Raw genomic sequence first — 24,197 nt, 5'->3', positions numbered from 1 at the left:
TTTTCGTTGTGAGAACTAAATCCAGCCCGCGTCTTTAAGCTCGCTCACCTGCGCGCGGCTGACAGGGGCCTCGATATCGCGGGCGAGCTTCAGGCGGACATTTCGCCCTTCGCGAAGCACATCCTCAACCGCACCGCGTGCGACCCACCAGCTGCGGTGGACCTGGCGCCCCTCGATACCGTCCAGTTCCGCCATCGCATCGCGCAGGCGCATCAACACCAGCTCACTGCCAAGCGCGGTGTGGACGCGGACATAGTGATCCTCCATCTCCAACGCGATCACGTCACTGCCCAACGAGGCTGGGAGACGCTCGATCAGGCGCGGCTGTGATGGGGCTGAGGACTGCGGAGCGGGCGAAGTGGCTGGCGCCGCAGACTGTGCGACTGCCTGCTTCGGTTGCCCAAAATTGACCAGATTGAACAGCAAGGTGATCGCCCCGCCAATGGCGAGCACATAACCATACTGCGTGAGTGCAATCTCAGGCGATGGCAGAAGATACTCAGGCCTATTCATCTGATTGAGCGACCAGACGACCGCAGTCATTGGCACGGTCGCGATGAGCACAGCGGCTACCCACAAGGCAGGCCGGGGCAGATCATAGGCGTTGTGCAGCTTGTCTACGAACCAACCGGTTGGCGAGTATATGAAGTACCCCGCATAGGCGAGGCCAAGCCAAACCATCAGCCGGAATGCGAACGGGTCATTGATACTGCCCAACGGCCCGATTACCGCCAGAAAAACGCCGATTGCTGTCATCACTGAAAGATCAATGATGAGTTTGCGCGCCAATGGTTGCTTCTCAGGTGCGTCCATTCGCTCGAACCTAACGCCCATTCGCGCTTCGTAAAGTGGCAAACCGGTGGATTTCCGCGCGTTTCACGAAGGCTATGGCCCGTTCCTTCATGCCCGATTGAGCGCGAACGGGCACACGGCATTGTCTGTCTCAACACCCCAATCGAGGAGTATTGAGATGACAACCGCGACCCAGAATTTCGCCCAGAACCTCACAACACCAGCGTGGCTCCCCGCCTTTGCGAACCCCTTTCACAGGCCAGCTGGTCCGATGGATCTTGCACCGATCACTCGCGCTCTCGTGATCGTGTCGGGCACCTTGATGTCAGCACTGTGCGCGATTGCGATTGGCCGCGCGCTGTTCGGCTTTGCGCCGGACTTGCCGCATCTCCAGAATTACGTCGTCGCCTTCCATGTCACGACGGTGGTGCCTTGCGTGCCGCTTGGTCTGTATCTGTTGCTCGCGCCAAAAGGCGGCGTACGGCACAAGCAGCTGGGTAAGCTTTGGGTTGCGCTGATGGTGATCACGGCGCTCAGCACCCTTTTCATTCGCGACGGCATGCAGCTCAGCTGGATCCATATCTTCGTGCCGATCACGCTGCGCGCGTGTTATCTGATCGTTGCCAAAGCTCGTCGCGGCGACATCAAAGGCCACCGCAACGAAATCGTCAGCCTTTATCTCGGCGCGCTAATGATCCCCGCAGTCTGGGCTTTTCTGATCGACAACCGCCTGATGGCGACGATGCTTTACGGCTAAGGCCTAGCGGTTACGTCTCAAAACCAGATAAAGTGCACCCTCGCCCCCATGGCGTCGGTGCGCTTTTCTTACGGCGACCACGGAATCGGCATGATGACTGGCCGCAACCCAATCGAGCAGCTTGGCGCGGATGGCTCCTCGTTTCTGCCCACGATCCGCGGGATCGACCGGGCGTGAGCGACCTGCAATCACCAGCACCACGCGCGCATTCATAGCCCGCGCCTGATCGAGCCCGCCGATAATGCGGGTGTAAGCTCCGTCAAGGTTATGGCCGTGCAGATCGAGCGTGTAATCAGGCACGATCTGCCCCGCCTTGAGCTTACGATCCCAATGTCCGTCGAGCTCGGAGGAAAAGTGCGTGCGCGGCGCAGGCTGCGGCGATGGCGCACGCAGGCTGGCCGGTGGGCGAAGGCCCGGTGCAGGGCGCGGGGCTGGTTTGATCGGATCGGGTTGAACATGGACCGGCGGAGAATTGGCAGCGGGCGCGGGTGGGACCTTGCGCCCTTCCATCGGCGTCACGCTCGCCGCCAGACGCGACCATGCGGCCTGCTCTTCGGCAGAGAGGCCGCGCGGGTAGCTCATTGTCCGTTGGTAAGACGCTCAACCACGCCTTTGGGAAGCAGGATGTAAGAATCGCCGCGCCCTGACATTCCGCCGGCGATCCGCCGTGCGTCGGCACCCGCGCCCCAGAACGTGTCGAACCGGTTGGCACCGCGAATGGCCCCGCCTGTATCCTGTGCAATCCAAAGGCCGTCAGCGACGTTGCGATCAAGATCGAGCCAGACCGGCGCACCATAGGGCACGAAGCGCGGATCAACCGCGACCGAGACCTCTCCGCGAACAGGAATACCGATGGAGCCAAGCGGGCCGTCACCTTCCAGAACGCGGAAGAACACCCAGCTTTTGTTCTCTCGCATCAGCGCTTTGCCATCGACGGGGTTCTCGCGAAGATAGGCCATGATGCCCTGCATTGATCCGGCATATTGCCCCGGACCATCGCCCAGCAGCCCACGCTCGCGCATCAGCCCGCCAATACCGGTGTATCCGCGCCCGTTCTGGTCGGCATAGCCGATGCGGATGATCTCACCTTCGGGCGTGCGAATGCGGCCGGACCCCTGAATTTGCAGGAAGAAGAACTCGACCGGATCGGCAGCCCATGCGAGTACGGGAGCCTTGCCATCAAGGGCACCTTCCTCGATCTCGGCACGCTCGTAATAGGGCACGAAATCGCCGGAGAGGTTGGTCCGGCCACGCTGTTGCCGCCCGGTGCGTTCGGATGGCGCTGTGCCAGTGTACCAGCCGCGTTTGAGGTCGGTCGGAACGCCGTAAACGGGAACATGGCCCGGGCGCTGATAGCGGCTGCCCATGATTTCGGGTTCGAAATATCCGGTGGCGAAGCCCTGACCATTGCCGATACGTGCGGTGTCGAAGAACTGTTCAAAGAACATACCCGCTCGCGCCTGGGGCCAATCTTTCGCCGCTGCGCAGGATGCCGCCCAATCGGAAGTCTGTGTAAGTCCGCTGCGATCGGAACGGCGAAGCAAGACGGGGCAGGATTCGACAAAGCCTGCAAGCGCGGTTGCTGCGTCATTGCCGCCCATACCCAGCGATCGGATGTCAGGGCCGCGCGATACACCCGCTTGCAGCGCGCTGGTCGCCGCGGGATTGGTTGGCAGGGTCACAACTGGCGGTGCGGGAGTAGGCGTCGGGGCCGGTGTTGGCACAGGCGCAGGCATTGGCGCTGGAGTGCTGGTGGTCGGCGGCATGCTGACTTCGGGCACAACACGCCCACAAGCCGCAAGCGCCAAGCCTGCACCCAAAACCAGTGCAAATTTCATCGATGTGCCGAAGGTGCGGGGCGCCTCCGGTCCTTGGTGCCGGAGGTGTGCCAAATTAGCCCTCGTCAGTTTCGTCGAGAACCCAGTTGGGATCGCGCGACGCGGTGTTGCGCATGAATGTCCAGACATCGCGGCTTTCGATCGCATCGTCGAGCGAACCGGCGATGACATTGCCATCCTTGTCGCGCGTGACAGCGGCGATGTCCGCCACAAACAGAACCGCGATGCGGGCCAGCTTGCCATCGAGCGAAGCCGACTGAAGGCGGGTCTCTTCAATGCGGATCAGTTTGTTGTCGAGCGTTTCGCCAGCCTTTTCGCGTGCATCAAGGGCTGATTCAAAACCGGCATAAACATCATCGTCACACAGATCGCGCAGCGTGTCGCGGTCACCTTCCCAGAAGGCTTCAAGAACGACTTCATACGCGCCCTTCGCGCCTTCCATGAAAGCGACGAGGTCAAACTGTTTGTCAGCTGATGCGATGTCACGCACGCCGCGCTCAACCGCTGGCATCAGACCGTCAAACTGCGTCGGGCGCGGCGCCACCGCAGGAACCGCCTGAGCAGATTGGGAATTCTGCGCATTCTTATCCGCCATTTCGGGGCGCTGCGGCACCGATTCTTCCTCATGCTCGGCGCGGCGGCCCAGCACGGAATAGAGGCGCAGCCCCAGAAAAGCTGCGATCATGGCGAGAATAACAATTTCCAACATGGAATTCGTGGTCCGTTTATCAATTATGCCAGCGTACGAGCTCGTAACGGCTGAACGTTAGTCCTTTGCCTTTCATACATAGGCGTTAATTACAATTCAGCAACGAGGATTTCGTTGCCGTTTGTGGCAATTAAAGCATCGTTCGTCTGGTTGCTTGCAAGCGCGGCTCCTGCTAGGCGCGCCGCGCACAGTTTAATGCGCACCAGCGCTGATCCATCATATCACAAAATTGAAAGACGACGAACATGGCCGACGAAGGCGACATCCTCCAAAACCTCGACGCCCAGTCCAACGGCGCGGACACCCAGCCATCCGCCGGTCTGCTGACGCAGTATATCAAGGATTTGTCGGTCGAGAACCCCAACGCTCCGGCTGCGTACCAGTGGGCCGAGCAGCCGCAGGTTGATGTCCAGTTCAACATCGGTGCCGAGCCGGTGAATGAAGAAATCACCGAAGTCACTTTGAAAGTGAACATCAAGGCAACCAGCGAGCAGGGCGCGCTTTACATCGTCGAACTCGATTATTGCGGCCTCGTTGGCATTCGCAACATCCCCGAAGAGCAGGCGCATGCCTTCTTGTTCGCGGAAACGCCGCGCATCCTCTTCCCGTTCGCACGCCGTGTGGTGGCCGATGCGGTTCGTGATGCAGGCTTCCCGCCTCTGATGGTCGATCCTATCGACTTCAACGGGCTTTATGTTCAGCAGCTGCAGGCAAAGCGCGCTCAGGAAGAAGCCGAAGGCGCAGCGCCGCCGGCTGAAGGCAACGCCTGAACTGATGCATATGCGGGCCTGAACCCATGAGCCTGCTCAAGAACGTCGGAACGATCGGCGGGCTGACGATGGTCAGCCGCGTCGCTGGCATGGCGCGCGAGATGATCTTCTCGCGCGTCCTCGGCGCCAATGCGGTTACCGATGCGTGGTTTCAGGCGTTTATCATTCCGAATGTCTTCCGGCGGTTGTTTGCCGAAGGCGCGTTTTCGGCTGCCTTCGTGCCGATGTTTTCCAAACGCCTGCATGGGCGCGACAATCCCGATGACGGGTTTGACGACGCGCGCAGCTTTTCAAACGCTGTCCTGAGCGTCTTCCTCCCCGTTCTGATCGCGCTGGTTGCCTTGTTCGAGATCGCCATGCCCGGCGTGATCTGGCTTTTGTCTAGCAAGCCGGTTGATCCCGAAACCTACCCGCTCGCGGTCGATTTCGCGCGGATCATGTTCCCCTACATCATCCTGATAAGCCTTGTGACCTTGTTCACCGGCATGTTGAACAGCGTCTCGCGCTTTGCACCGGGAGCAAGCTTTCCGGTCATACTCAATCTAGTTTTGATCGTGGCGCTGCTCGCGGGTGAATGGTTCATTGAGACCACCGGCGCCAGCATTCAGCAAGCTGCTTATGGCATCGCTTGGGCAGTAACGGGCGCAGGTGTGATCCAGCTCGCGTGGCTGTATTATTGGACCCGCGTCGAAGGATTCCGACCCAAGGTGATGTGGCCCAAGATCACGCCAGAGGTGAAACGGCTGTGCATCATCGCTCTGCCGGCAGCCATCGGTGGAGGCGCATATCAGATCAACACATTGGTTCAGCTCTACTTCCTCAACCAGCTTGAGGATGGCTCGGTCAGTTACATGAATTACGCTGACCGGCTGAACCAATTGCCGCTGGGCATTATCGGTATTGCGCTAGCAACGGCGATCTTGCCAACTCTAAGCAAGGCCGTGGGCGGCGAAGACAAATCGGGCGCGGACCGTATTCAGTCTGACGCGATTGAGCTCTCCATGCTGCTGACGATCCCGGCGGCGGTTGCGCTGGCGATATGTGCCGAGCCTTTCATCACCATGATCTTCCAAGGTGGCCGGTTCGATCTGGCTGACGCTGCGATTACTGGAGAGGTATTGGCGGCGCTGGTTCTGGGCTTGCCTGCCTATGTGCTGGTCAAAGTGCTCGTGCCCAACTTCTACGCGCGTTCTGACACTAAAACACCTGTGATCGCGGCGTTCATCTCGCTCGCAGTCTTCATCACCGCCAGCATCACTGTTCTCGATACGCTGGGCGTCAAAGGGGTCGCCTATGCCAGTGTCGTGGGCGCGTGGATCAATGTGACCTTCTTGCTCATCGTGCTGGCAAAGCGCGGGCATTACGTCATTCCCGGCGTGCTGCTTTTGCGCATTGCCCGCCAATGCCTAGCCGCAGCTGCGATGGGCGCAGCGCTGTATTACACCAGCCACCTTTTGACCGATTGGTACTCCGCAGGACTTTTCGAGCGGCTCGGAGCGTTGCTGGTTTTGGTCGCCGCAGCCGCCGTGGTCTATTTCGGCCTTGCATTTGCGACCGGCGCGATAGACAGGCAGCGCATCAAAACCCTTACAAAGAAAGCAGCTTAGAACATGCGTGTCGTCTCCGGCATCCAGCCTACGGGCAACCTTCATCTTGGCAATTATCTGGGTGCTATCCGCAACTGGGTGCGCATGCAGGAAGAAATGGAGGATGGCAGCGAATGCCTGTTCTTTCTCGCTGACCTGCACGCCATCAGCCAGCCTCATCTTCCTACCGAGCTTTCTTCAAACTCGCTGGAGATGACCGCGGCGTTGGTGGCTTGCGGCATCGATCCGAACCGCTCGATCCTTTTCAATCAAGCCCAAGTTCCAGCACACGCCGAACTGCAATGGTTGCTTAGCGGAACCGCGCGGATGGGCTGGCTCAACCGCATGACCCAGTGGAAGGACAAGGCGGGCAAGAACCGCGAAGGCCAGTCGATCGCGTTATTCACCTATCCGGTGCTGCAAGCGGCTGACGTGCTTCTGTATCAGGCAACGCATGTGCCGGTGGGCGAGGACCAGAAACAGCATCTCGAGCTCGCCCGCGACATCGCGCAGAAATTTAACAACGACTTTGCGTCCGAAGAAGCGCCGGTCTTTACGCTGCCCGATCCGATCATCCCACCAGAGGCCGCGCGGATCATGTCCCTGCGTGACGGCAAAGCGAAGATGAGCAAGTCCGACCCGTCGGAAATGAGCCGCATCAACCTGACCGACGACGCCGATACGGTGATGAAGAAGGTCAAGAAGGCCAAGACCGACCCCGAACCGCTGCCGAGCGAGGAAGCGGGCCTGGAAGGGCGCGACGAAGCGGTGAACCTTATCGGGATCTATGGCGCGTTGACCGGCAAAACGACCGATCAAGTGCTTTCGGAATTCGGCGGGCAAGGCTTTGGCGTGTTCAAGCCCGCTCTAGGCGAATTGCTGGTTGAAACCCTCGCGCCCATCAGCGCGCGCTTTGTCGAGTTGAAAGATGACCGCGAAGCGCTCGACGCAATTCTGGCACGCGGTGCGGCCAAAGCACGCGAGCGCGCTGGCCCAACGCTCGATGCGGCGTACAAGGCTCTTGGTCTCGTCCGGGGTTAAGAAACGGCGGAATTCTGCCGTTTTTACAATCCGAAAAAGTAGCCGTTCAATCGCCGTTCAGGGAGAATCGGTACGCTTTTGCACCACCAGAACAGGGTGCCATGTGAGGTCAGGGCGCACATAAAGCAGCGCTCCACACAGTTGGACCGCAATGGGGGCATGTGAAGGGTACGCACACTGTTACTGGCGGACTTGAAAAGGGTATGCCATGACACGTTCCATTATGACCTCGAAAACACTTAAGCGCCTTGCGCTGCCACTCGCTCTCGTCGCTGGCCTTGGTGCCTGCGCTCCGGCGGGTTTCAAAGCTGATGTTTCCCGTTTTGAAAGCCAATTGCCTGCACCGTCTGGCCAAAGCTTTGCGGTTGTCGCCGATGATCCTGCACTCGCGGGCGGTCTCGAATTCGCGCTCTACGCCGACATGGTGGGCAAGAAGCTCGCCAATCTGGGCTACGCCGAGGCGGCAAGCCCAGAAGCGGCAACCATGCTCGTTCGCTTTGATTATGACGTCGACAATGGCCGCGAGCGAGTGCGCTCAAGCCTCACAGCGGGCGATCCGTTCTTCGGTCCATGGGGCCGGTTCCGCGGCTACGGTTTCCGTCGCGGTTTTGCTTATGGCTTCCACGATCCCTTCCTCGCTGGCCCGGAAGTGCGCAGCTACACTGTCTTCACCAGCGGGATCGAGATGAAAATCGACTCGGCGGGCTCGGGAGAGCGATTGTTCGAAGGGAAGGCGCAAGCCGTCTCTCGCACCAACCGGTTGCAGACTTTGGTCCCCAACTTGGTTGAGGCCTTGTTCACTGATTTCCCTGGCAATTCCGGCGAAACGCTCCGCATCACCGTGCGTGATGACGGAAATAAGGTGCGAACCCTGCGTTAATCGGGTAAGGACAGCCCATGGCTCGGGGATACAGGGCCAATCAAACACTACCCTTGGATGGGACGGAAGGGCGGCGCAAGGGATCAGCGCCGCCTTTTTGATTCCGGGCTTGATGGCGGGCCTCGAATTCGCGAAATGTTGGCTATGTCTCTGACTACAAAGCTTATCACCTTGCTGGCGACCTCCGCATTGTCTGCCACAGCATCGATTGCCACTGCACAATCGGGAAAAGAAACGCAGCCCTATTACGCGTCCGGCCCGTGGACTGTGAGAGATTACCCTAGGTACTTCTGCACGCTGACACGTGCGGAGGATGACGTCGGCAGTCTGCGCCTTTCCAAATCCAGCACTGAAGCAACCTACTTCACATTCACGCTCAAAAGCCCGAGGCCGTATGGCTCGCAGTTTTTTGGCATCGAGTGGCTGTTCGACAATACAGCCGTCTCAGGTCAACTGTTGTCTGGTCGACATTACCAAGTGCGTGAGACCACCAAGCAGATCGAGGGGATGTTCCGAAAGGCTGAAAGAATCAAAATTCTCCACCAATCAAGAGCGGTCGCCACAATTGACCTGAAAGGTAGCGCCGCCGCGTTCCGGAAGCTGGAGGAATGCGCCAACCAGTATCCGGACGGCACCGTGCCGGTGGTGCCTCCACCTGCACCGCCGCCATCTCCGCGCATAAAAAGCCCGTAGCCCGCTCCGGCAACCGTTCCGCCGTGTAACGACAAGCGTTCGCGCTGAGCACTCTTTGTGCCTGATTTGAGCCACGCGCTGACGCAAAAGGGATTCTCGTTCCGGCAAGATTCAGCCCAGCGGTGCGAACACGACCACCAGAACGGTTGAAAGACAGTTCGACTGACTAAAAATCTGCCGCACGGGACGTTACAAGCTGATTTGCATGAGACTGCTTAGTTCGAAATTCTTGACCACAGCATTGGCCGCGCTGGGCGCTGCGAGCATGTCTGCGCCTGCAGCGGCTCAATCGGGCACGCGTTCAGGCGAGATTGTGTTTGTCGATCTTGGGCGCTGGACCATCTATGAGGCGACCAGTGGGGGCTATTGCGAAATGCGATTGCGCTCAGGTCTTAATGGCAGTCTTTCGCTGCGCAAGCGCGCTGGTGCACCCGGAAACCTGCGCGTGTCGCTCGCCAATGCGAACCGCTTTTTTGGTCCCGAGATTACCTTTGCCTTTGACGACGCTCAGTTTGGCGGCGTGCTGCGCGATGGCCGCGTCTATGCTCCATCCAGCGATAGCAGCGCGATCGAAAGCGAATTTCGCAAGGCCGAAACGCTCAGCATTCTTCAAGGCGGCGCAACTGTCGCCAGCATTTCGCTCAAATCGAGCTCGGCGGGCTTCCGCCTGCTCAACCAGTGCGCGCAGCAATGGCGCACCAGCTTCATCCCGCCGCGCAACACGCGCGTCGCCAGCGCCAATCCGCGCGGGAGCACACAGCTGAACGCTCCGTCACGCCCGCGCACGACTGCGGCGCCTCCGTCACCGCCGGCTGCGCAAGCTCAACCAACAGTCCGACGCGGACCCTTCCCACCCAATCGCAATGTTACCCCGGTCAGCCCGAGCAGTTGGATCAGGGAGAGGACTTCCGCCGTCTGCCTTCGCTGCGCGGAGATGGTAAGCTGACCTATTCTTTGTTGGTCAATGAAGAAGGGCGGGTTGAGGAATGCAGCGTCCTGAAGTCGACAGGATCGCGCCGGCTCGACGGACGCGTATGCCGTTCACTTCAACAGCGCGCGCGATTTGAACCCGCGACTGACAAGAACGGCAATGCGGTTGAATCAACCTTCAGCTCGAGTGTCGAGTTCGCACAGCCCGAATAGGGCCCCGGCCTAAAGCTTCTTGTGTCCGCCGGTTGAGCCGAAGCCGCCTGCGCCGCGCTCGGTCGAGTCCAGCTCATCAACTTCCTGCCAGCTTGCCTGAACCACCGGAGCGAGAACCAGCTGCGCCACGCGGTCTCCGCGCGCGATGGGGAAAGCTTCGGTGCCGTGATTGATCAAAAGGACTTTTAGTTCGCCGCGATAGTCGCTGTCGATCGTGCCCGGCGTGTTGGGCACGGTGATGCCGTGCTTGAAAGCAAGGCCGGAGCGTGGGCGGACCTGAATTTCGTATCCATGCGGGATCGCCATCGAAAGGCCGGTCGCTACCGGATGCCGTGCGCCGGGTTCCAGCGTCACATCCTCGGCTGACACCACATCCATCCCTGCTGCCCCAGCGGTTGCATAGGCGGGCAAAGGCAACCCCTCACCATGCGGCAAGCGTTTCAGCTCGACCGCAACGGAAGCCTGCGTCTGCGCGCCTTCCGACGCGCTCACTCTTTCATTCATTCTGCTGCCTCAGCGCTCAACGTGTTCGCGATACGCTCTGCAAGAGCCATCGCCACGGCAGCTTTTGGCATGTCATCGAGGCTTTCGACACCGTCTGAGGTGACGATATGCACACGGTTGTTGTCCCCGCCCATCACATCACCAGACACATCATTTGCGACGATCCAGTCGGCTGTCTTACGCTTGCGCTTGGCCTTGGCGTTGTCGAGAAGATCATCGGTTTCCGCAGCGAAGCCGATCACCAGTTCAGGCCGGTTCGATCCGGCGGCTACGTTGGTGAGGATGTCGGGGTTTTCGGTCAGCATCAAAGCAGGCGGGGCAGAACCGCGCTTCTTGATCTTCGCGCCTTCATAAGTCTTGGGACGCCAATCGGCGACCGCCGCGACCATCACGGCCACATCCGCGGGAAGAGCGGCTTTCACTGCATCCGACATTTCCTGCGCGCTCTCGACATCGACGCGATCAACGCCCAGCGGTGTCTTCAATGAGACCGGCCCTGCGACGAGCGTCACCTGTCCGCCCAGCGCAGCCGCAGCCGCCGCTATGGCAAAGCCTTGCTTCCCGCTCGAACGGTTGGCGATGTAACGCACCGGATCAATCGCTTCCCATGTCGGGCCAGCTGTGATGAGCACATGCCTGCCTTTGAGCGGTTGGTAATCAGGGGCAACGTCGAAGCCCTCCCCGCTCAGCGCATCTTCCTCGATCTCTTCGATCACGCCGCCTTTGTGGGGCACAGACGCAGCGGTTTCGGGCGCGGACTTGCGGTCATCCACCTCGTGGTTGATCGCTTCAGGGTCCATTGGGGGCGCAGCGCTGGCTTTACCCTTTGTCGCCAAGGGAGAACCAGAGAAGTCAGGATCGAATTCGATCTCTTCCTCTTCTACATCTTCGACCGGCTCGTCGGCATCTGCCTCTTCAGGTTGCTCGACATCACCTTCTTCGAGATACTCCGCTTCGATATCTTCATGGCTGCGCTTGGCTGTGGAGCGCGGGATGATCCGCGACAGCAAGCCGCCCAGACCGCCGCCGCTCTCTTCCTCAACCTCTGGCTCCAACGCCTCGCTGGCAAGATCAGCGGCATCGTTGGCCGCAGGCATCGGTGCGACAGCCGACGCTTCGGGCACTTCAATGCCGAAATGCGCGGCAATGTCACGCCAGATCACTTCCGGTTCGGGCAGACGACCATAACCGAACTCACCGCATGCCATCGGACCTTCATCGGGGTGCAGCACGATCACGCCTGCATCCTTGAGCGTGGCGATATTACGCTGCGTCGCTTCATGCTCCCACATGCGCACATTCATCGCCGGGACGACCATTACGGGCTTGTCGGTGGCGAGCATCAAAGTGGTTGCCAGATCATCGGCAATACCCTGCGCCATCTTGGCCATCAGATCAGCGGTGGCGGGGCATACGACCACAAGGTCAGCCTCACGCGACAACTGAATATGGCCCATTTCGGCTTCGTTCTTGAGGTCGAACAGGCTGGTGTAAACTTGGTTTTCACTGAGTGCGGCAAGTGACATAGGCGTCACGAATTGCTGGCCGCCCTTGGTCACGACACAGGTAACATCGCCGCCGCCTTTGCGGATCAAGCGCACGAGTTCGCACGATTTATACGCCGCAATGCCGCCGCCCACGACAAGCAGGATTTTCGGACCCGATGCGCTCATCGGCCATGCTCCATTGGCGTGCTGTCAGAATGGACAGTCAGGCGGGTCATAACTGGCGTCACTCCTGTGGTATCGTGGTTCGTGGTGGTCGGGTTTAGGCCCATGTTAACCATAATGCCAATCGCTGGGCAGTTTCCCAACAAGCCATGAGGGGGAATGGTTAAATTTTCTTGATTGTCGGTGGAAGAGAGGGGCATAGTTCTAGTCCACAAGAGGGGTCGCTTGGAGGGGGAACAATCATGGCAATGGCACTGCGCGTTGGGCTTATTCTTGGAGGATTGCTCCTCTTGTTTATGGCGTTTGGATTTTTGACCAACCCGGTCTCGTCAGGCGCGGACTTCGGTTTGAATGTCGAAGGCGCCCACGGGCTCACATCGATCCGCGCCGATATGACAGCGTTCTTCGGCGTCGGCGGCGCATGCTTCATCTGGGGCGCGCTGAAGTCCCGGCCCGACCCGCTTTTGATTGGCGCAGCGCTGATGCTGGTCACACTGGTCGCGCGACTAATCTCACTTGCAGAATTTGGCAGCTTTGACGGCTACATTGTTCCGATGGTGGTCGAGCTGGTGCTGGGTGCGCTGGGCATTGTGGGAGCAAAGGTGCTCCCGCCCAAGACGGCCTAGATCAAGCCGAAATAGAACATCGCCCAGGTCAAGCCAGCGCCCGAAAGGCCGGCAGCGAAGTAACCGAGCCAGCCGCCGCTGCCGCCTTCTTTGCGGTCGGTCAGCAGCTTGATCTCTGGCAGAGGCTGATCTTCAGGCGCACCACCTTTGGCGGGGAAACGCTCTTCGACGCGGCGGATTAGGTCGGGAAGACGCATGAATGTCTGCGCGTCTTCCTTGATCCGCTCGGCCACTGCTGCTTCCGGTCCCAATTCATCGCGGATCCAGCTGCGGACGTAAGGCGCGGCGGTGTCCCACATATTGATTTCCGGGTTCAGCTGCGTCGCGATCCCTTCAACCATCACCATGGTCTTTTGCAGCAATAGCAGGTGCGGCTGAGTCTTCATGTCAAAATCGCGGGTGATGGCGAACAGCCCGTCGAGCATTTGGCCAACGCTCAATTCTTTGACCGGCTTGCCGCGCATCGGCTCACCCACAGCGCGCAAGGCCGTGGCGAATTCACCGACCGAGTGATAGCTGGGCACATATTGCGCCTCAAAGTGGATCTCGGCGACGCGCTGATAATTGCCGGTGGTCAAGCCGTAGAGGATCTCAGCGAGCCATTGCCGCGCGCGCCGGTCAATTCGGCCCATGATCCCGAAATCAATCGCAGCGATGGTCCCGTCATCCTCAATGAACAGGTTCCCCTGATGCATATCAGCGTGGAAGAAGCCGCCGCTGATGGCCTGCGTCAGGAAGCTGATGACCAGTCGCTCGGCAATCTCATCGAGGTTGTGTCCCTTGGCGATCAACTCTTCGCGGTTGCTGATCTTGGTGCCGTTGATCCAGTCAATGGTCATCACGCGACCATTGGTGCGATCCCAGTCGATAGCTGGGATGCGATAACCGACCACGCCCGACATTTCCTCGGCCAACTCGGAAGCCGACGCCGCTTCGCGGCGCAGATCGAGTTCGGAATTGGTCCAGCGCTTGAAGTTCGCAATTGTCGCACGCGGGCGCAGACGGGTGGCTTCACCTCCCATTCCCTCGACATGCGCGGCAGCCCACTCATAGGTCTGTATGTCATTCGCGAACTTCTCGCGAATTCCCGGTCGCAGGACCTTGATAGCGACATCGCGGCCATCGGTTGTGACGGCTTTGTGCACCTGCGCGATGGATGCAGCGCCAACGGGCTCAGGATCAATGTAGCTGAACAGCGTATCAAGCGGCTGCGCAAAGCTCGACGCCATCGAAGCTTCGATATCCTTGAACGGCACCGGCGGCAGACTGTCTTGCAGACTTAAGAGGTTATGCGCCGCTTCTTCACCCACAAGATCGGGCCGCGTCGCCAGCGATTGCCCCAGCTTGATCGCTGCGGGTCCGATCGCACGGAAGGCGCCTGCGTAATCGCGCTCGCCCTTCTTTCGCGTGAAAGTGACCCAGCGCGCCAGCTTCACCAGCCTTTTTACCGGTGTAGGCGCATTGGGATCATCTTCGATTCCCACCAGCGCGCGCCGGTTCGCAAGCGTCGTGCCCCACCGGGCGAGGCGTGTAAGGTGAACAATCGGAGAGGTCACTTACTTAAACTTTCCACCCCGAGTGTATGGCAACCGCTCCGCCAAGGATCGATTCGTACTTGGTGTTCACAAAGCCCGCGCCTGCGATCATGCGCTCGAATTCGGGCATGGTCGGGAACTTGCGGATCGATTCGACCAAGTAGCGATACGAATCCGCATCGCCGGCGATCATTTGACCCATACGTGGCAGCAGCTTGTCAGAATAAAGGTCGTACACTTCCTTGAAACCTGACCATTCGGTGGTCGAGAACTCCATGCAATAGAAGCGTCCACCGGGCCGCAGGACGCGGTGCGCCTCGGCCAGGGCTTTCTCTTTGTACGTCACGTTCCGGATGCCGAACACGATCGTGTAGGCGTCAAACGTGTTGCTGGAAAAAGTGACCTTTTCAGCGTTTTGACAAGTGAAGACGAGGCTGCCCGTCTCTTCGCTTTCGTTGCGCTCCATCGCGCGCTCGGCACCGACATCGAGCATGTCCTGATTGATATCGGCCACTGTGATGTCCGCGCCGCGATCGGCCATGCGGAAGGCAATGTCTCCCGTTCCGCCCGCCATGTCGAGGATCGTCTCACCCGACTGCGGCTTCACCCGTTTGACGAAGCGATCTTTCCACCCGCGATGCATGCCCATCGACATCGCATCATTCATGATGTCGTATTTGCGCGCCACACTGGTGAAGACCTCGCCCACGCGGCGGGTCTTTTCCTCTGGGCTGACATTTTCGTAGCCGAAGGAGACGGTATCGTCTGAGGATTGAGTCATGCGCGAGGCCTTAGATGGAATTGCACCGCGCGCCTAGAGTGTTAGAGCGCGGTGAATGCCTGAATTACCAGAAGTCGAAACAACGGTCCGCGGCCTTGCCCGGTTCCTTGATGGTGCGCGGATCACACGTGTCACGCTTAACCGCCCCGATTTGCGCCGCCCCTTCCCGCCCGAACTGGTGCAAGTGATGACGGGTGCGACTGTCACCGGTCTTTCGCGCCGCGCCAAATATGGCCTGATTCATCTGGACCGGGGTTCTTCCATGATCTTCCATCTCGGCATGAGCGGTCGATGGCGGATCGACCCGGAAGAGGCCGACACGCACGACCACCTCATCATGGAAACCGCAGACCACCACTTCGCGCTCTGCGACCCGCGCCGTTTTGGCTCGGTCGATCTGGTCAACACCGATGCTCTGGATCAATGGTCGCAATTCGCCGCGCTTGGGCCAGAGCCTTTGGGTGACGGCCTGTCAGCGGCCCACCTCAAGACTGCTCTGAAAGGCAAATCCCAGAGCATGAAACTTTGCCTGCTCGATCAACGCGTCGTGGCAGGTCTTGGCAATATATATGTGTGCGAGGCTTTGTGGCGGGCCGGCATCCATCCGCGCAAGGCGGGAGGCAAAGTGACAAAGCCTCAACTTGAACGCTTGGTGCCGGAGATCAGAGACGTGCTTGAAACCTCGATCCGAGATGGCGGCTCTACCTTGCGCGACTACGCGGCGCCCGATGGAGAGCTCGGTTATTTCGCGACGCGCTTTAATGTCTATGGCCGCGATGGCGAGCCATGCCACCACGATGATGGAGGCACGATCCGCCGCATCGTTCAAGGCGGGCGCAGCACTTGGTATTGCGCGAAGTGTCAGAAGTGAGGGAATTCTTGACGATTCGGCACCGCCCGACTATGTGGCGCGCTTTCCGGCGGTGAATCGCCGACTTTCGAATACTATCGAGACAGATTTTCGGTCGCTGAAACGGCCCCACAGAAACGCGAGACAGACAAAGATATGGCAAACACGCCGCAAGCCCGTAAGCGCATCCGTCGCAACCAGCGCCGCGAAGACATCAACACCGCACGCGTGAGCCGCATCCGTGGCTTCATCAAAAAGGTCGAAGTGGCTTGTGAAGCCGGCGACAAGGACGCTGCTGCAACCGCACTGAAAGCCGCTCAGCCTGAAATGGCACGCGGTGTCGCTCGCGGTGTGATGCACAAGAACACTGTCGCACGCAAAATGTCGCGTCTCTCAAAGCGAGTCGCCGCTCTTTAAGCGCTCCGATTCGCCAGCCGCGCGATCAAATTTTGCGCGGATTGAGCATGATGCAATGCAGCAAAAGGCCGCGCCAATGGCGCGGCCTTTTCTGTTTGTCATATTCGTGAATTGTAACACGAGACAAAACCCTAGGAATTCCCGCGATCTCGCACCTGTAGCCCGGGCTGAATCGCCAGCTTTCCTTTTGGATTCATGCACTTGAACGCAAGTCTGCGGGTCTCAGGCGAGTCAACAGGAATATTTCACTTTTTTTAAACTAAGTCGCTTGCGCTTCGGCGCGAACAGCTCTTTATTGTGGCCATCCGGAGCGGGACATTCCGGGTTCTTACAGTTTGATAGGCAGGGGGCCCTCCGCGGTAATACCGCTTTCGGAGGAGGGGAAGTTTTGTCCATCGTGGATTGATCAATATGTCTTCGGGATTGGGATCCGGGGATGGGAGAGTATTGGGAAAAGCATGGCGCATAGAATTGATAAGACGCGGTCAACGCGTCGGCAGGCGGACGATGATTTGATGGAAGATGCAGAAGCAGTAAATCTCGCCGCCGATTGGGCTGATATCAGTCAGGGGTTGAGGAAAGATCTGGGCCACCAACTGCACAGTCAGTGGATCAAACCGATCCAGGTGGGCACGGTCAACAAGGAAACGAGCACGCTGGACTTGTTCCTGCCAACCGAGTTCTCGGCCAACTGGGTGAAGGACCGTTTTCACGACCGTCTTCAGCTTGCATGGTCAATCGCGCGCAGTGAAGTGCGCAACATCAACATTCAGGTGCATCCTGGCCGCCGCCAGCTGCCTGATCTGCGCCTCGACGATGGCCGTCGTCCGGCCAATGATGGCGCCAGCGCGATTGCCGTTGCTGCGGGCACGATTGGCGATGCGGGCTTCACCAGCTCGGTCGGCCTCGACCCGTCGCTTACCTTCGCAGCCTTTGTGACAGGCGAGGCAAACATTCTCGCCAAGAACGCCGCAGAGCGCATGGCCGCGACCGAACAGCCGCAATTCTCGCCGCTTTATCTCAAGGCCGCCACCGGTCAGGGCAAGACACACTTGCTGCACGCCATCGGCCACGGCTTCCTGCAAGCCCACCCGCGCGCGCGCATCTTCTATTGCAGCGCCGAGCGCTTCATGGTCGAGTTCGTGCAGGCACTTAAAGGCGACCAGATGATCGAATTCAAAGCGCGCCTGCGCTCGTTCGATCTGTTGTTGGTGGACGACATTCAGTTCATCATCGGCAAGGCCAAAGCTCAGGAAGAGCTGCTTTATACGATCGACGCACTGCTGGCCGAAGGCAAACGCCTTGTCTTCGCTGCTGATCGCGCGCCGCAGGCGCTCGACGGGGTTGAGCCACGCTTGCTCTCGCGCCTTTCAATGGGTCTCGTTGCCGACATTCAGGCGGCCGATATCGAACTGCGCAAGTCGATCCTCGAATCGAAGCTGTCGCGCTTTGCGCCGCTTTCGGTGCCAGAGGATGTGATCGACTTCCTTGCCCGCACTATCACACGCAATGTTCGTGAGTTGGTGGGCGGCCTGAACAAGCTGATCGCTTACGCACAGCTGACCGGTCAGGAAGTGTCGTTGCAGCTGGCTGAAGAGCAGCTAACTGATATCCTTTCGGCCAACCGCCGCCGGATCACGATTGACGAGATTCAGCGCACGGTTTGCCAGTTCTACCGGATCGACCGCAGCGAGATGTCATCCAAGCGCCGTGCACGTGCCGTGGTTCGTCCGCGTCAGGTTGCGATGTACCTGTCGAAAGTACTAACCCCGCGCAGCTATCCCGAAATCGGGCGCAAGTTTGGCGGTCGCGACCACTCGACAGTTATCCACGCAGTGCGGTTGATCGAGGACCTGCGCCAGCGCGATGCCGATATGGACGGCGATGTGCGCAGTTTGCTTCGCCAGCTGGAAAGTTAATTCGCACATAATTTCAACATGATGTGCAGTGGTTGACCCACAGGCTTCATCTACCGCGCTTCCACCGTCAGCCCACAGCCTGTCGACAGGTCTACCCACAGACCTGTCGACAGGCTGTGCACATGGTGCCAACAGGCTTTCCATGGCTTCTTCACAGCTCTCCCCTGCCCGTCTCGACCGGTTCGCACGCCACATTGTACTGCCTGAAATCGGTGGTGCAGGTCAGGTTGCGTTGGCGGGCAAACATATCGCTTTGATCGGCCTTGGCGGGATCGGCTCACCGGCTTTGCAATATCTCGCAGGCGCAGGGATTGGGCGCTTCACTTTGGTCGACGACGATGTGGTTGATGAGAGCAATCTCCAACGCCAGACGATCTTCACCGCCCGCGATGTTGGCCATGGCAAAGCCACCAGCGCGCGCCGCTGGCTCGCCAATTTCGACGATGCGCTGGATGTCACCATCAGCGACGCACGGATCGACACGGGCAATGTCGGCGATTTGATCGCGGGCGTCGATCTGGTGCTCGACGGGACCGACAATTTTGCCACCCGCCTCGCCGTCTCCGATGCCTGCGTGGCCGAGCGCACCCCGCTGCTTTCCGCCGCGGTCGGTCGGTTTCAAGGGCAGGTCGGCGCGTTCGCCGGTCACTTGGCAGGCGAAGCGTGTTATCGCTGCTTTGTCGGCGATGCCTTCGATGCCGAAGATTGCGACACCTGCGCCGAAGACGGGATGTTGGGAGCCATGGCCGGATGGACCGGCAGCTTCGCCGCAATGCAGGCGTGCCGCGTACTGCTCACCGGAGTCAGCGCCTTTGGCCAGCCAATGTATGGCCGCCTACACATCCTTGACGGCATGACGCCGGGCATGCGCACGCTAAAGATCGCCAAGGACCCGCAATGCAAGGGCTGTCGTTGATGAAGCACCGAACGCGCTTGGGAAATTTCGATCACTGTAAGCGTTGCAAAGACATGGCCGTTAGCCGCCAATCCTTTTAGATTATCGGCACAGCACCCTTATCCGGAATTCTCAGGACGCTCCCATGCTCACTCTTCTTTCTCCAGCCAAGAAACTTAACTTCGACGACACTCAGACCCAGCTTGAGGTCACGGCGCCGCGCCTTGCCGACGATACGCGCGAAATCGCGAAGGTGGCCAAGAAGCAATCCGCGAAAGACCTCGCGAAGTTGATGCATATTTCGGACAAGCTGGCCGAACTCAATGAAGAGCGGTTCAAGGCCTTCGATCTGGATGGGCGCAGCAATTCAGCCAAACCGGCCGGTCTGACGTTCGATGGCGATGTCTATTGGGGGCTTGAAGCCAAATCGCTGGGTGATGAGACGCTCGCCTATGCGCAGGACCACTTGCGCATTCTTTCGGGCCTCTATGGCCTGCTGCGTCCGATGGATGCGATCCAGCCCTATCGCCTTGAAATGGGCACCAAGATGTCGAACCCGCGCGGCAAGTCCCTCTATGATTTCTGGGGCAGCCGCATCGGCGAAAAGCTGACCGAAGACTTGAGCGGCCACGGCGATCAGACCATCGTGAACCTTGCGTCCAATGAGTATTTCAAAGCGGTCGACACCAGTGTTCTGCCAGGCAAAGTGATCGAGGCAACCTTCCTCAATGTGAAGGACGGCGAGGCCCGTCGGTTGATGTATCACGTCAAATTTGGTCGCGGCTTGATGGCGCGCTGGATCATGGAAAACCGCATCGAAAAGGCAGACGATCTGCGTGCCTTCAATGCCGAGGGTTACAGCTTCGATGCCAAGGCTTCGAGCGAGACCGAACTGGTCTTCACCCGCCCCCAGCCGCCGCTGAAGAAGAAGTAAGCACCTCCTCCACCCATTGCGGCACCAACGTCCCTGCCGGGCCGTGGCGCGATTCGGTGAAGAAGTGGCTGCCTTCGCTCGGCTCCAGGTTCAGCTCCAGCGTCTGCGCCCCGCCCATGCGAGCCTCCTGCACAAATCCCGCCGCCGGATAGACTGCGCCGCTGGTGCCGATGCTGACGAACAGATCACAACCCGTCAGCGCGGCGTAGATACGCTCCATCTGATACGGCATCTCTCCGAACCACACGACGTCGGGGCGCAATGTGGGCGCAGCGCAGCTTGGGCACGCGGGACGGTTTGACATCGGTGCATCCCAAGGCGCGCGTGTTTCGCAGGAAAGGCATAGAGCGCTCTTCAACTCGCCATGCATATGCAGCACATCGCGCGACCCGCCGCGTTCGTGAAGATCGTCGACATTCTGGGTGACGAGCAGCAGTCGTCCCTCAAACTCGCGTTCCAACCGCGCGAGCGCCTCATGCGCGGGATTGGGTTTGACGCTGGCCAAAGCCTCACGCCGCGCATCGTAAAAGCCCAGCACCAGAGCCGGGTCCTTCGCGAAGCCCTCTGGCGTCGCCACATCCTCGATCCGGTGCTGCTCCCACAGCCCCCCTTCCGCGCGAAACGTATCGATCCCGCTTTCCGCTGAGATTCCTGCGCCTGTAAGGATGACGATGCTTTCAATTCCTGCCATGATAGCCTTTGACCATAGCCATCGGAGGTAAGGCAATGAGCAAGTCGCAAATCCGCTTTGCAATTGTCGGGCACAAGGGCCGGATGGGCCACGCAATTGCGAGCGCGATCGAAGAGGCCGGACACGAATTCTGCGTCGGTGTCGATATCGGCGGCGACCCCAAGCCACTGGTGGGCCAATGCGATGTGGTGGTCGACTTCTCGTCTCCCGATGCGCTGGAGAACAATCTCGCGGCGGCCAAAGCCGCGGGCGTTCCGATCCTGGTCGGGACGACGGGACTGGAGGAGCCGCACTTTGTGGCGCTGGCCGAAGCGGCTGACGAGATACCGGTACTCCAAACCGGCAACACCTCGCTAGGCGTCACACTGATGGCGCATCTGGTGCGCGAAGCGGCGGCGAAGCTCGGGCCGGAATGGGATATCGAAGTGCTGGAGATGCACCACCGGATGAAGGTCGATGCTCCCTCGGGCACCGCCAAGCTGCTGGGTCAGGCTGCGGCGGATGCGCGCGGGGTGAACCTATCCGATGCCATGGACAGCGGTCGCCACGGCCAGACCGGCGCACGCACAGAAGGCGATATCGGCTTCGCAACTTTGCGCGGCGGCACTGTCGCTGGCGAGCACAGCGTCATCTTCGCTGGAAGCGAGGAGCGCCTGACCATCTCCCACTCTGCCGAAAACCGCATGATCTTCGCGCGCGGCGCGGTGCGCGGGGCGGAATGGCTGATCGGCAAAGCGGCAGGGCGGTACCGCATGGAAGACGTGCTGGGGCTGTAAGCGTTGGAGTGGCTTTCCCTAATTGGCCTGGTGGTCATTGTGGTTGTGGTCTGGCTTGCGGGCAACGCAATCGGTAGGGCGATAGGCAAAGGCGCACGCGCCCCAGAAACTCCGCAACCGCCCGTCCCTCAACAACCATTGGACGATGCAGACACGCTTCCGCCGCTGCCAGAGGGGAAGGTGGAGGCTTTCCTCGAGTGGTATCGCGCACAGCGGAAACCTGCGGTCCGCTTTACGCCTGATGCCGATGCACCAATCGAGCCCCTCGGATCGCGACTGTTTGGCCCGGCATTTCTGCTTGAGAACGAAGAATGGCCGCGTGACACAGCTGGCGAACCACTGGTTTTTCTCGCGCAGGTCAACCTCCATGATTGCGCACCGCTTGATGGCTATCCGCGTGAGGGGCTACTTCAATTCTTCATCGGAACGGATGATCTTTACGGCGCAGACTTCGACAATCTGCTCGGCGGAAGTTGGCTGGTGCGGGTGATCGCTACAGACGCAATAGGAGCGCTCAATAATCGCCCCACTTCGCCGAACGATGGAGATTATCTCTTCACACCATGCCAAAGCGAAGCCGTGAGAGAGCGTGGGGTCATGCTGATCGCGGAGCGATTTGAAGATCAAATGGACCTGTCGAACAAAGAGGCCGACGAACGCTTTTTTGCGATGTCGAAGGAGCATGATCTCGACCCGCTCTACGAGCAGGTTGATGCTCATGATCAATCGCGCGCTATGTGCCATCATACCGGCGGTTTTCCCGCATTCACACAGACTGACATCCGTTTCGAGTCACAATATGCTGATTACGATCACGTTCTGCTGCGGCTCACATCGGACGATATCCTGATGTGGGGTGATGCGGGCGAATGCGTGTTTATGATGCGCAGCGCTGATCTTGCACGCGGGGACTTCAGCCAAGTGGCCTATTCGTGGGATTGCGGGTAGTCGGCTTACGATGACCAAAGACCAGATCTTCGAATTCTTCCGCCGTCTGGCCGAGGATAATCCAGAGCCGGAAACCGAGCTGGAATATGGCAACGCCTATCAACTGGTGGTGGCGGTGGCCCTGTCCGCGCAGGCAACCGATGTGGGGGTGAACAAGGCCACCCGCGCGCTGTTCCAGAAGGTGAAAACGCCGCAACAGATGCTCGATCTGGGGCTTGATGGGCTGATCGGGCACATCAAGACCATCGGCCTGTTCAACTCCAAGGCGAAGAACGTGATCGCGCTCTCCCAGCTGCTGATTGACGAATATGGCGGCGAAGTGCCGGACACGCGCGATGATCTGGTGCGGCTGCCCGGTGTGGGTCGCAAGACGGCCAATGTCGTGCTCAATTGCTGGTTTAAGCAGGAGACGTTTGCAGTCGACACGCACATTCTGCGCGTGGGAAACCGGACCGGTTTAGCCAAAGGCAAGACTCCTGAAAGCGTTGAGGCGAAGCTGGAAAAGCGCGTCCCGCAACCCTTCCGCCTACACGCTCACCACTGGCTGATCCTGCACGGCCGTTACACCTGCAAAGCGCGCACGCCGGAATGCTGGCGATGTGAATTGGTGGATTTGTGCAGCTTCAGAAAGAAGGTGCTAGATAACCCTAAAGCAAAGAAGGAGGCCTGATCGATGGGAACGGCGTTGGAGAATGTGCATAGCATCTACCTCGAAGGCATCGCACAAGGGCATGCGCGCGAAGCAGTCACCAAGTATACGGGTCATCGCTACACGCAACATTCGACCGGCGTACCCGATGGCGTCGAGGGTTTTCTCGAGTTCTTCGAACCGTTCCTAGAGCGCAATCCCATCCGCGACATTCGCATCGTACGAAGCTTCCAAGACGGGCCTTGGGTTTGGTGCAGCGCCTATCAATCGCTCAACAATGGTGAAGCCCAATGGGTGACCATGGATATGTTCTTCACCGACGCCGACGGATTGATCCTCGAGCACTGGGACACAATCGCGGCATATGAAACGACTGCATCTGGCGAAGACATGGTCGGAGGCGCGACAAAGATCGATGCTGGTGCCGATACCGAAGCGAACAAAGGTATCGTCCGTGAATTCGTTAAGCAGGTGCTCACGGAACGTAATCTCGACAAGCTTGACGAGTTCGTCGCCGATGACATCACGCAGCATGCTGCGGGCATAGGAGCGGGCCGAAACGGCTTAGCCAACTGGCTCGCGAGCAAGGCAGCGGGGAGCTACGATATGCTGTTCCATCTGATGGGAGCAGGCGACCATGTGGTCACCTATGGGAAACGCCACGCCGGTGGTTCAGATATAGCTGTATTCGATCTCTATCGCCTCGCCGACGGCAAGATCGTGGAACAATGGAGCAACCCGGAGCCGATCGGTCCCCGCGAGACATGGGGCAACTCTGGGAAATTCTGACAGT

Annotated in this window: 27 protein-coding genes; 18 read left to right on the top strand and 9 right to left on the bottom strand. The window is 59.3% G+C overall.

What is annotated here, in order from left to right; genetic code table 11:
* Positions 1–15 precede the first annotated feature (15 nt).
* Positions 16–813, bottom strand: a complete 798-nt coding sequence (locus AC0V6K_RS09070) for a LytTR family DNA-binding domain-containing protein (RefSeq protein WP_486172614.1) — start codon at positions 811–813, stop codon at positions 16–18.
* A 157-nt stretch (positions 814–970) separates the two neighbouring features.
* Here AC0V6K_RS09070 and AC0V6K_RS09065 point away from each other — a divergent pair, with 157 nt between their 5' ends.
* Positions 971–1,549, top strand: coding sequence for a DUF2306 domain-containing protein (locus AC0V6K_RS09065; RefSeq protein WP_472621474.1), 579 nt, complete (start codon positions 971–973; stop codon positions 1,547–1,549).
* A gap of 3 nt (positions 1,550–1,552) precedes the next feature.
* On the opposite strand, the gene AC0V6K_RS09060 is transcribed toward AC0V6K_RS09065, so the two are convergent.
* The 3 genes from AC0V6K_RS09060 to AC0V6K_RS09050 are packed head-to-tail and all read right to left on the bottom strand — an operon-like array spanning position 1,553 to position 4,096.
* Positions 1,553–2,131 carry a Smr/MutS family protein gene (locus tag AC0V6K_RS09060; RefSeq protein ID WP_472621472.1) on the bottom strand — a complete coding sequence of 193 codons (579 nt, stop codon included), beginning with the start codon at positions 2,129–2,131 and terminating at the stop codon, positions 1,553–1,555.
* Entirely contained in the window at positions 2,128–3,387 is a 1,260-nt protein-coding gene (gene mltA, locus AC0V6K_RS09055; RefSeq protein WP_472621470.1) for a murein transglycosylase A, read from the bottom strand. Before mltA ends, AC0V6K_RS09060 begins: the two co-directional genes overlap by 4 nt.
* A 55-nt stretch (positions 3,388–3,442) precedes the next feature.
* Entirely contained in the window at positions 3,443–4,096 is a 654-nt protein-coding gene (locus tag AC0V6K_RS09050; RefSeq protein WP_472621468.1) for a Tim44/TimA family putative adaptor protein, read from the bottom strand.
* A 245-nt stretch (positions 4,097–4,341) separates the two neighbouring features.
* Here AC0V6K_RS09050 and secB point away from each other — a divergent pair, with 245 nt between their 5' ends.
* The 7 genes from secB to AC0V6K_RS09015 all read left to right on the top strand — a co-directional run bounded on the left by secB (position 4,342) and on the right by AC0V6K_RS09015 (position 10,209).
* A complete protein-coding gene (gene secB / locus AC0V6K_RS09045; RefSeq protein ID WP_472621466.1) occupies positions 4,342–4,866 on the top strand; it encodes a protein-export chaperone SecB in 525 nt (174 codons plus the stop codon).
* A gap of 26 nt (positions 4,867–4,892) precedes the next feature.
* Positions 4,893–6,473, top strand: a complete 1,581-nt coding sequence (gene murJ, locus AC0V6K_RS09040; protein WP_472621464.1) for a murein biosynthesis integral membrane protein MurJ — start codon at positions 4,893–4,895, stop codon at positions 6,471–6,473.
* A gap of 3 nt (positions 6,474–6,476) precedes the next feature.
* The gene (gene trpS / locus AC0V6K_RS09035; RefSeq protein WP_472621462.1) at positions 6,477–7,493 is read left to right on the top strand and encodes a tryptophan--tRNA ligase; all 1,017 of its coding nucleotides are present in this window, start codon (positions 6,477–6,479) and stop codon (positions 7,491–7,493) included.
* A gap of 208 nt (positions 7,494–7,701) precedes the next feature.
* Positions 7,702–8,373 carry a DUF4136 domain-containing protein gene (locus tag AC0V6K_RS09030; RefSeq protein WP_472621460.1) on the top strand — a complete coding sequence of 224 codons (672 nt, stop codon included), beginning with the start codon at positions 7,702–7,704 and terminating at the stop codon, positions 8,371–8,373.
* 144 nt (positions 8,374–8,517) lie between these two features.
* Entirely contained in the window at positions 8,518–9,066 is a 549-nt protein-coding gene (locus AC0V6K_RS09025; RefSeq protein ID WP_472621458.1) for a hypothetical protein, read from the top strand.
* 229 nt (positions 9,067–9,295) lie between these two features.
* Positions 9,296–10,012 carry a hypothetical protein gene (locus AC0V6K_RS09020; RefSeq protein WP_472621457.1) on the top strand — a complete coding sequence of 239 codons (717 nt, stop codon included), beginning with the start codon at positions 9,296–9,298 and terminating at the stop codon, positions 10,010–10,012.
* Entirely contained in the window at positions 9,955–10,209 is a 255-nt protein-coding gene (locus AC0V6K_RS09015) for a TonB family protein (protein ID WP_472621456.1), read from the top strand. The genes AC0V6K_RS09020 and AC0V6K_RS09015 overlap by 58 nt, the downstream gene beginning before the upstream one ends.
* 9 nt (positions 10,210–10,218) lie before the next feature.
* On the opposite strand, the gene dut is transcribed toward AC0V6K_RS09015, so the two are convergent.
* Positions 10,219–10,713 carry a dUTP diphosphatase gene (gene dut / locus AC0V6K_RS09010; protein WP_472621455.1) on the bottom strand — a complete coding sequence of 165 codons (495 nt, stop codon included), beginning with the start codon at positions 10,711–10,713 and terminating at the stop codon, positions 10,219–10,221.
* Positions 10,710–12,386: a bifunctional phosphopantothenoylcysteine decarboxylase/phosphopantothenate synthase gene (locus AC0V6K_RS09005; RefSeq protein ID WP_472621453.1), complete on the bottom strand. Its 1,677-nt coding sequence runs from the start codon at positions 12,384–12,386 to the stop codon at positions 10,710–10,712. The genes dut and AC0V6K_RS09005 overlap by 4 nt, the downstream gene beginning before the upstream one ends.
* A gap of 239 nt (positions 12,387–12,625) precedes the next feature.
* Here AC0V6K_RS09005 and AC0V6K_RS09000 point away from each other — a divergent pair, with 239 nt between their 5' ends.
* A complete protein-coding gene (locus AC0V6K_RS09000; RefSeq protein WP_472621451.1) occupies positions 12,626–13,009 on the top strand; it encodes a DUF4345 family protein in 384 nt (127 codons plus the stop codon).
* On the opposite strand, the gene ubiB is transcribed toward AC0V6K_RS09000, so the two are convergent.
* On the bottom strand, positions 13,006–14,565 hold the full coding sequence (gene ubiB / locus AC0V6K_RS08995; protein ID WP_472621449.1) for a 2-polyprenylphenol 6-hydroxylase: 1,560 nt from the start codon (positions 14,563–14,565) through the stop codon (positions 13,006–13,008). The genes AC0V6K_RS09000 and ubiB overlap by 4 nt on opposite strands.
* A gap of 4 nt (positions 14,566–14,569) precedes the next feature.
* The gene (locus AC0V6K_RS08990) at positions 14,570–15,325 is read right to left on the bottom strand and encodes a class I SAM-dependent methyltransferase (protein ID WP_472621447.1); all 756 of its coding nucleotides are present in this window, start codon (positions 15,323–15,325) and stop codon (positions 14,570–14,572) included.
* Between the two features lie 55 nt (positions 15,326–15,380).
* Between AC0V6K_RS08990 and mutM the strand changes: the two genes are divergently transcribed.
* The 5 genes from mutM (at position 15,381) to yaaA (ending at position 20,340) form a co-directional block, all read left to right on the top strand.
* Entirely contained in the window at positions 15,381–16,196 is an 816-nt protein-coding gene (gene mutM, locus AC0V6K_RS08985) for a bifunctional DNA-formamidopyrimidine glycosylase/DNA-(apurinic or apyrimidinic site) lyase (RefSeq protein ID WP_472621445.1), read from the top strand.
* 135 nt (positions 16,197–16,331) lie between these two features.
* Positions 16,332–16,592 carry a 30S ribosomal protein S20 gene (rpsT, locus tag AC0V6K_RS08980; protein ID WP_472621443.1) on the top strand — a complete coding sequence of 87 codons (261 nt, stop codon included), beginning with the start codon at positions 16,332–16,334 and terminating at the stop codon, positions 16,590–16,592.
* 458 nt (positions 16,593–17,050) lie between these two features.
* Positions 17,051–18,511: a chromosomal replication initiator protein DnaA gene (gene dnaA, locus AC0V6K_RS08975; RefSeq protein ID WP_472621441.1), complete on the top strand. Its 1,461-nt coding sequence runs from the start codon at positions 17,051–17,053 to the stop codon at positions 18,509–18,511.
* Positions 18,512–18,653: 142 nt separating this feature from the next.
* Complete coding sequence (locus tag AC0V6K_RS08970) at positions 18,654–19,427, top strand: HesA/MoeB/ThiF family protein (RefSeq protein WP_472621439.1); 774 nt, start codon at positions 18,654–18,656, stop codon at positions 19,425–19,427.
* Positions 19,428–19,551: 124 nt separating this feature from the next.
* Positions 19,552–20,340 (top strand): peroxide stress protein YaaA, encoded by a 789-nt coding sequence (gene yaaA, locus AC0V6K_RS08965; protein ID WP_472621437.1) that lies wholly within the window; start codon positions 19,552–19,554, stop codon positions 20,338–20,340.
* Here yaaA and AC0V6K_RS08960 read toward each other — a convergent pair.
* Positions 20,306–21,031, bottom strand: a complete 726-nt coding sequence (locus AC0V6K_RS08960; protein ID WP_472621435.1) for an NAD-dependent deacylase — start codon at positions 21,029–21,031, stop codon at positions 20,306–20,308. The two genes, yaaA and AC0V6K_RS08960, sit on opposite strands and share 35 nt — an antisense overlap.
* A gap of 35 nt (positions 21,032–21,066) precedes the next feature.
* Between AC0V6K_RS08960 and dapB the strand changes: the two genes are divergently transcribed.
* The 4 genes from dapB to AC0V6K_RS08940 are packed head-to-tail and all read left to right on the top strand — an operon-like array spanning position 21,067 to position 24,193.
* Positions 21,067–21,807, top strand: coding sequence for a 4-hydroxy-tetrahydrodipicolinate reductase (gene dapB / locus AC0V6K_RS08955; protein WP_472621433.1), 741 nt, complete (start codon positions 21,067–21,069; stop codon positions 21,805–21,807).
* Between the two features lie 30 nt (positions 21,808–21,837).
* Positions 21,838–22,755 (top strand): YwqG family protein, encoded by a 918-nt coding sequence (locus tag AC0V6K_RS08950; protein WP_486172613.1) that lies wholly within the window; start codon positions 21,838–21,840, stop codon positions 22,753–22,755.
* 10 nt (positions 22,756–22,765) lie between these two features.
* The gene (gene nth, locus AC0V6K_RS08945; RefSeq protein ID WP_472621429.1) at positions 22,766–23,425 is read left to right on the top strand and encodes an endonuclease III; all 660 of its coding nucleotides are present in this window, start codon (positions 22,766–22,768) and stop codon (positions 23,423–23,425) included.
* 3 nt (positions 23,426–23,428) lie between these two features.
* Positions 23,429–24,193: a nuclear transport factor 2 family protein gene (locus AC0V6K_RS08940; protein WP_472621427.1), complete on the top strand. Its 765-nt coding sequence runs from the start codon at positions 23,429–23,431 to the stop codon at positions 24,191–24,193.
* Positions 24,194–24,197: the final 4 nt, after the last annotated feature.

The organism is Erythrobacter sp. S43, from assembly GCF_057364955.1.
Note: the sequence above shows the minus strand (reverse complement) of the source record. Positions and strands in the feature narration are given on the sequence as shown.

What these genes read in the sequence shown, in the direction of transcription:
- murJ (WP_472621464.1), top strand. Translation starts at nt 4,893, where the DNA reads ATGAGCCTGCTCAAGAACGTCGGAACGATCGGCGGGCTGACGATGGTC.
- AC0V6K_RS09030 (WP_472621460.1), top strand. Translation starts at nt 7,702, where the DNA reads ATGACACGTTCCATTATGACCTCGAAAACACTTAAGCGCCTTGCGCTG.
- AC0V6K_RS09060 (WP_472621472.1), bottom strand. Translation starts at nt 2,131, where the DNA reads ATGAGCTACCCGCGCGGCCTCTCTGCCGAAGAGCAGGCCGCATGGTCG.
- secB (WP_472621466.1), top strand. Translation starts at nt 4,342, where the DNA reads ATGGCCGACGAAGGCGACATCCTCCAAAACCTCGACGCCCAGTCCAAC.
- rpsT (WP_472621443.1), top strand. Translation starts at nt 16,332, where the DNA reads ATGGCAAACACGCCGCAAGCCCGTAAGCGCATCCGTCGCAACCAGCGC.
- dapB (WP_472621433.1), top strand. Translation starts at nt 21,067, where the DNA reads ATGAGCAAGTCGCAAATCCGCTTTGCAATTGTCGGGCACAAGGGCCGG.
- AC0V6K_RS09025 (WP_472621458.1), top strand. Translation starts at nt 8,518, where the DNA reads ATGTCTCTGACTACAAAGCTTATCACCTTGCTGGCGACCTCCGCATTG.
- AC0V6K_RS08970 (WP_472621439.1), top strand. Translation starts at nt 18,654, where the DNA reads ATGGCTTCTTCACAGCTCTCCCCTGCCCGTCTCGACCGGTTCGCACGC.
- AC0V6K_RS09070 (WP_486172614.1), bottom strand. Translation starts at nt 813, where the DNA reads ATGGACGCACCTGAGAAGCAACCATTGGCGCGCAAACTCATCATTGAT.
- dnaA (WP_472621441.1), top strand. Translation starts at nt 17,051, where the DNA reads ATGGCGCATAGAATTGATAAGACGCGGTCAACGCGTCGGCAGGCGGAC.
- AC0V6K_RS09005 (WP_472621453.1), bottom strand. Translation starts at nt 12,386, where the DNA reads ATGAGCGCATCGGGTCCGAAAATCCTGCTTGTCGTGGGCGGCGGCATT.
- AC0V6K_RS09000 (WP_472621451.1), top strand. Translation starts at nt 12,626, where the DNA reads ATGGCAATGGCACTGCGCGTTGGGCTTATTCTTGGAGGATTGCTCCTC.
- dut (WP_472621455.1), bottom strand. Translation starts at nt 10,713, where the DNA reads ATGAATGAAAGAGTGAGCGCGTCGGAAGGCGCGCAGACGCAGGCTTCC.
- mltA (WP_472621470.1), bottom strand. Translation starts at nt 3,387, where the DNA reads ATGAAATTTGCACTGGTTTTGGGTGCAGGCTTGGCGCTTGCGGCTTGT.
- trpS (WP_472621462.1), top strand. Translation starts at nt 6,477, where the DNA reads ATGCGTGTCGTCTCCGGCATCCAGCCTACGGGCAACCTTCATCTTGGC.
- AC0V6K_RS08960 (WP_472621435.1), bottom strand. Translation starts at nt 21,031, where the DNA reads ATGGCAGGAATTGAAAGCATCGTCATCCTTACAGGCGCAGGAATCTCA.
- mutM (WP_472621445.1), top strand. Translation starts at nt 15,381, where the DNA reads ATGCCTGAATTACCAGAAGTCGAAACAACGGTCCGCGGCCTTGCCCGG.
- AC0V6K_RS09065 (WP_472621474.1), top strand. Translation starts at nt 971, where the DNA reads ATGACAACCGCGACCCAGAATTTCGCCCAGAACCTCACAACACCAGCG.
- nth (WP_472621429.1), top strand. Translation starts at nt 22,766, where the DNA reads ATGACCAAAGACCAGATCTTCGAATTCTTCCGCCGTCTGGCCGAGGAT.
- AC0V6K_RS09050 (WP_472621468.1), bottom strand. Translation starts at nt 4,096, where the DNA reads ATGTTGGAAATTGTTATTCTCGCCATGATCGCAGCTTTTCTGGGGCTG.
- AC0V6K_RS08940 (WP_472621427.1), top strand. Translation starts at nt 23,429, where the DNA reads ATGGGAACGGCGTTGGAGAATGTGCATAGCATCTACCTCGAAGGCATC.
- yaaA (WP_472621437.1), top strand. Translation starts at nt 19,552, where the DNA reads ATGCTCACTCTTCTTTCTCCAGCCAAGAAACTTAACTTCGACGACACT.
- AC0V6K_RS08990 (WP_472621447.1), bottom strand. Translation starts at nt 15,325, where the DNA reads ATGACTCAATCCTCAGACGATACCGTCTCCTTCGGCTACGAAAATGTC.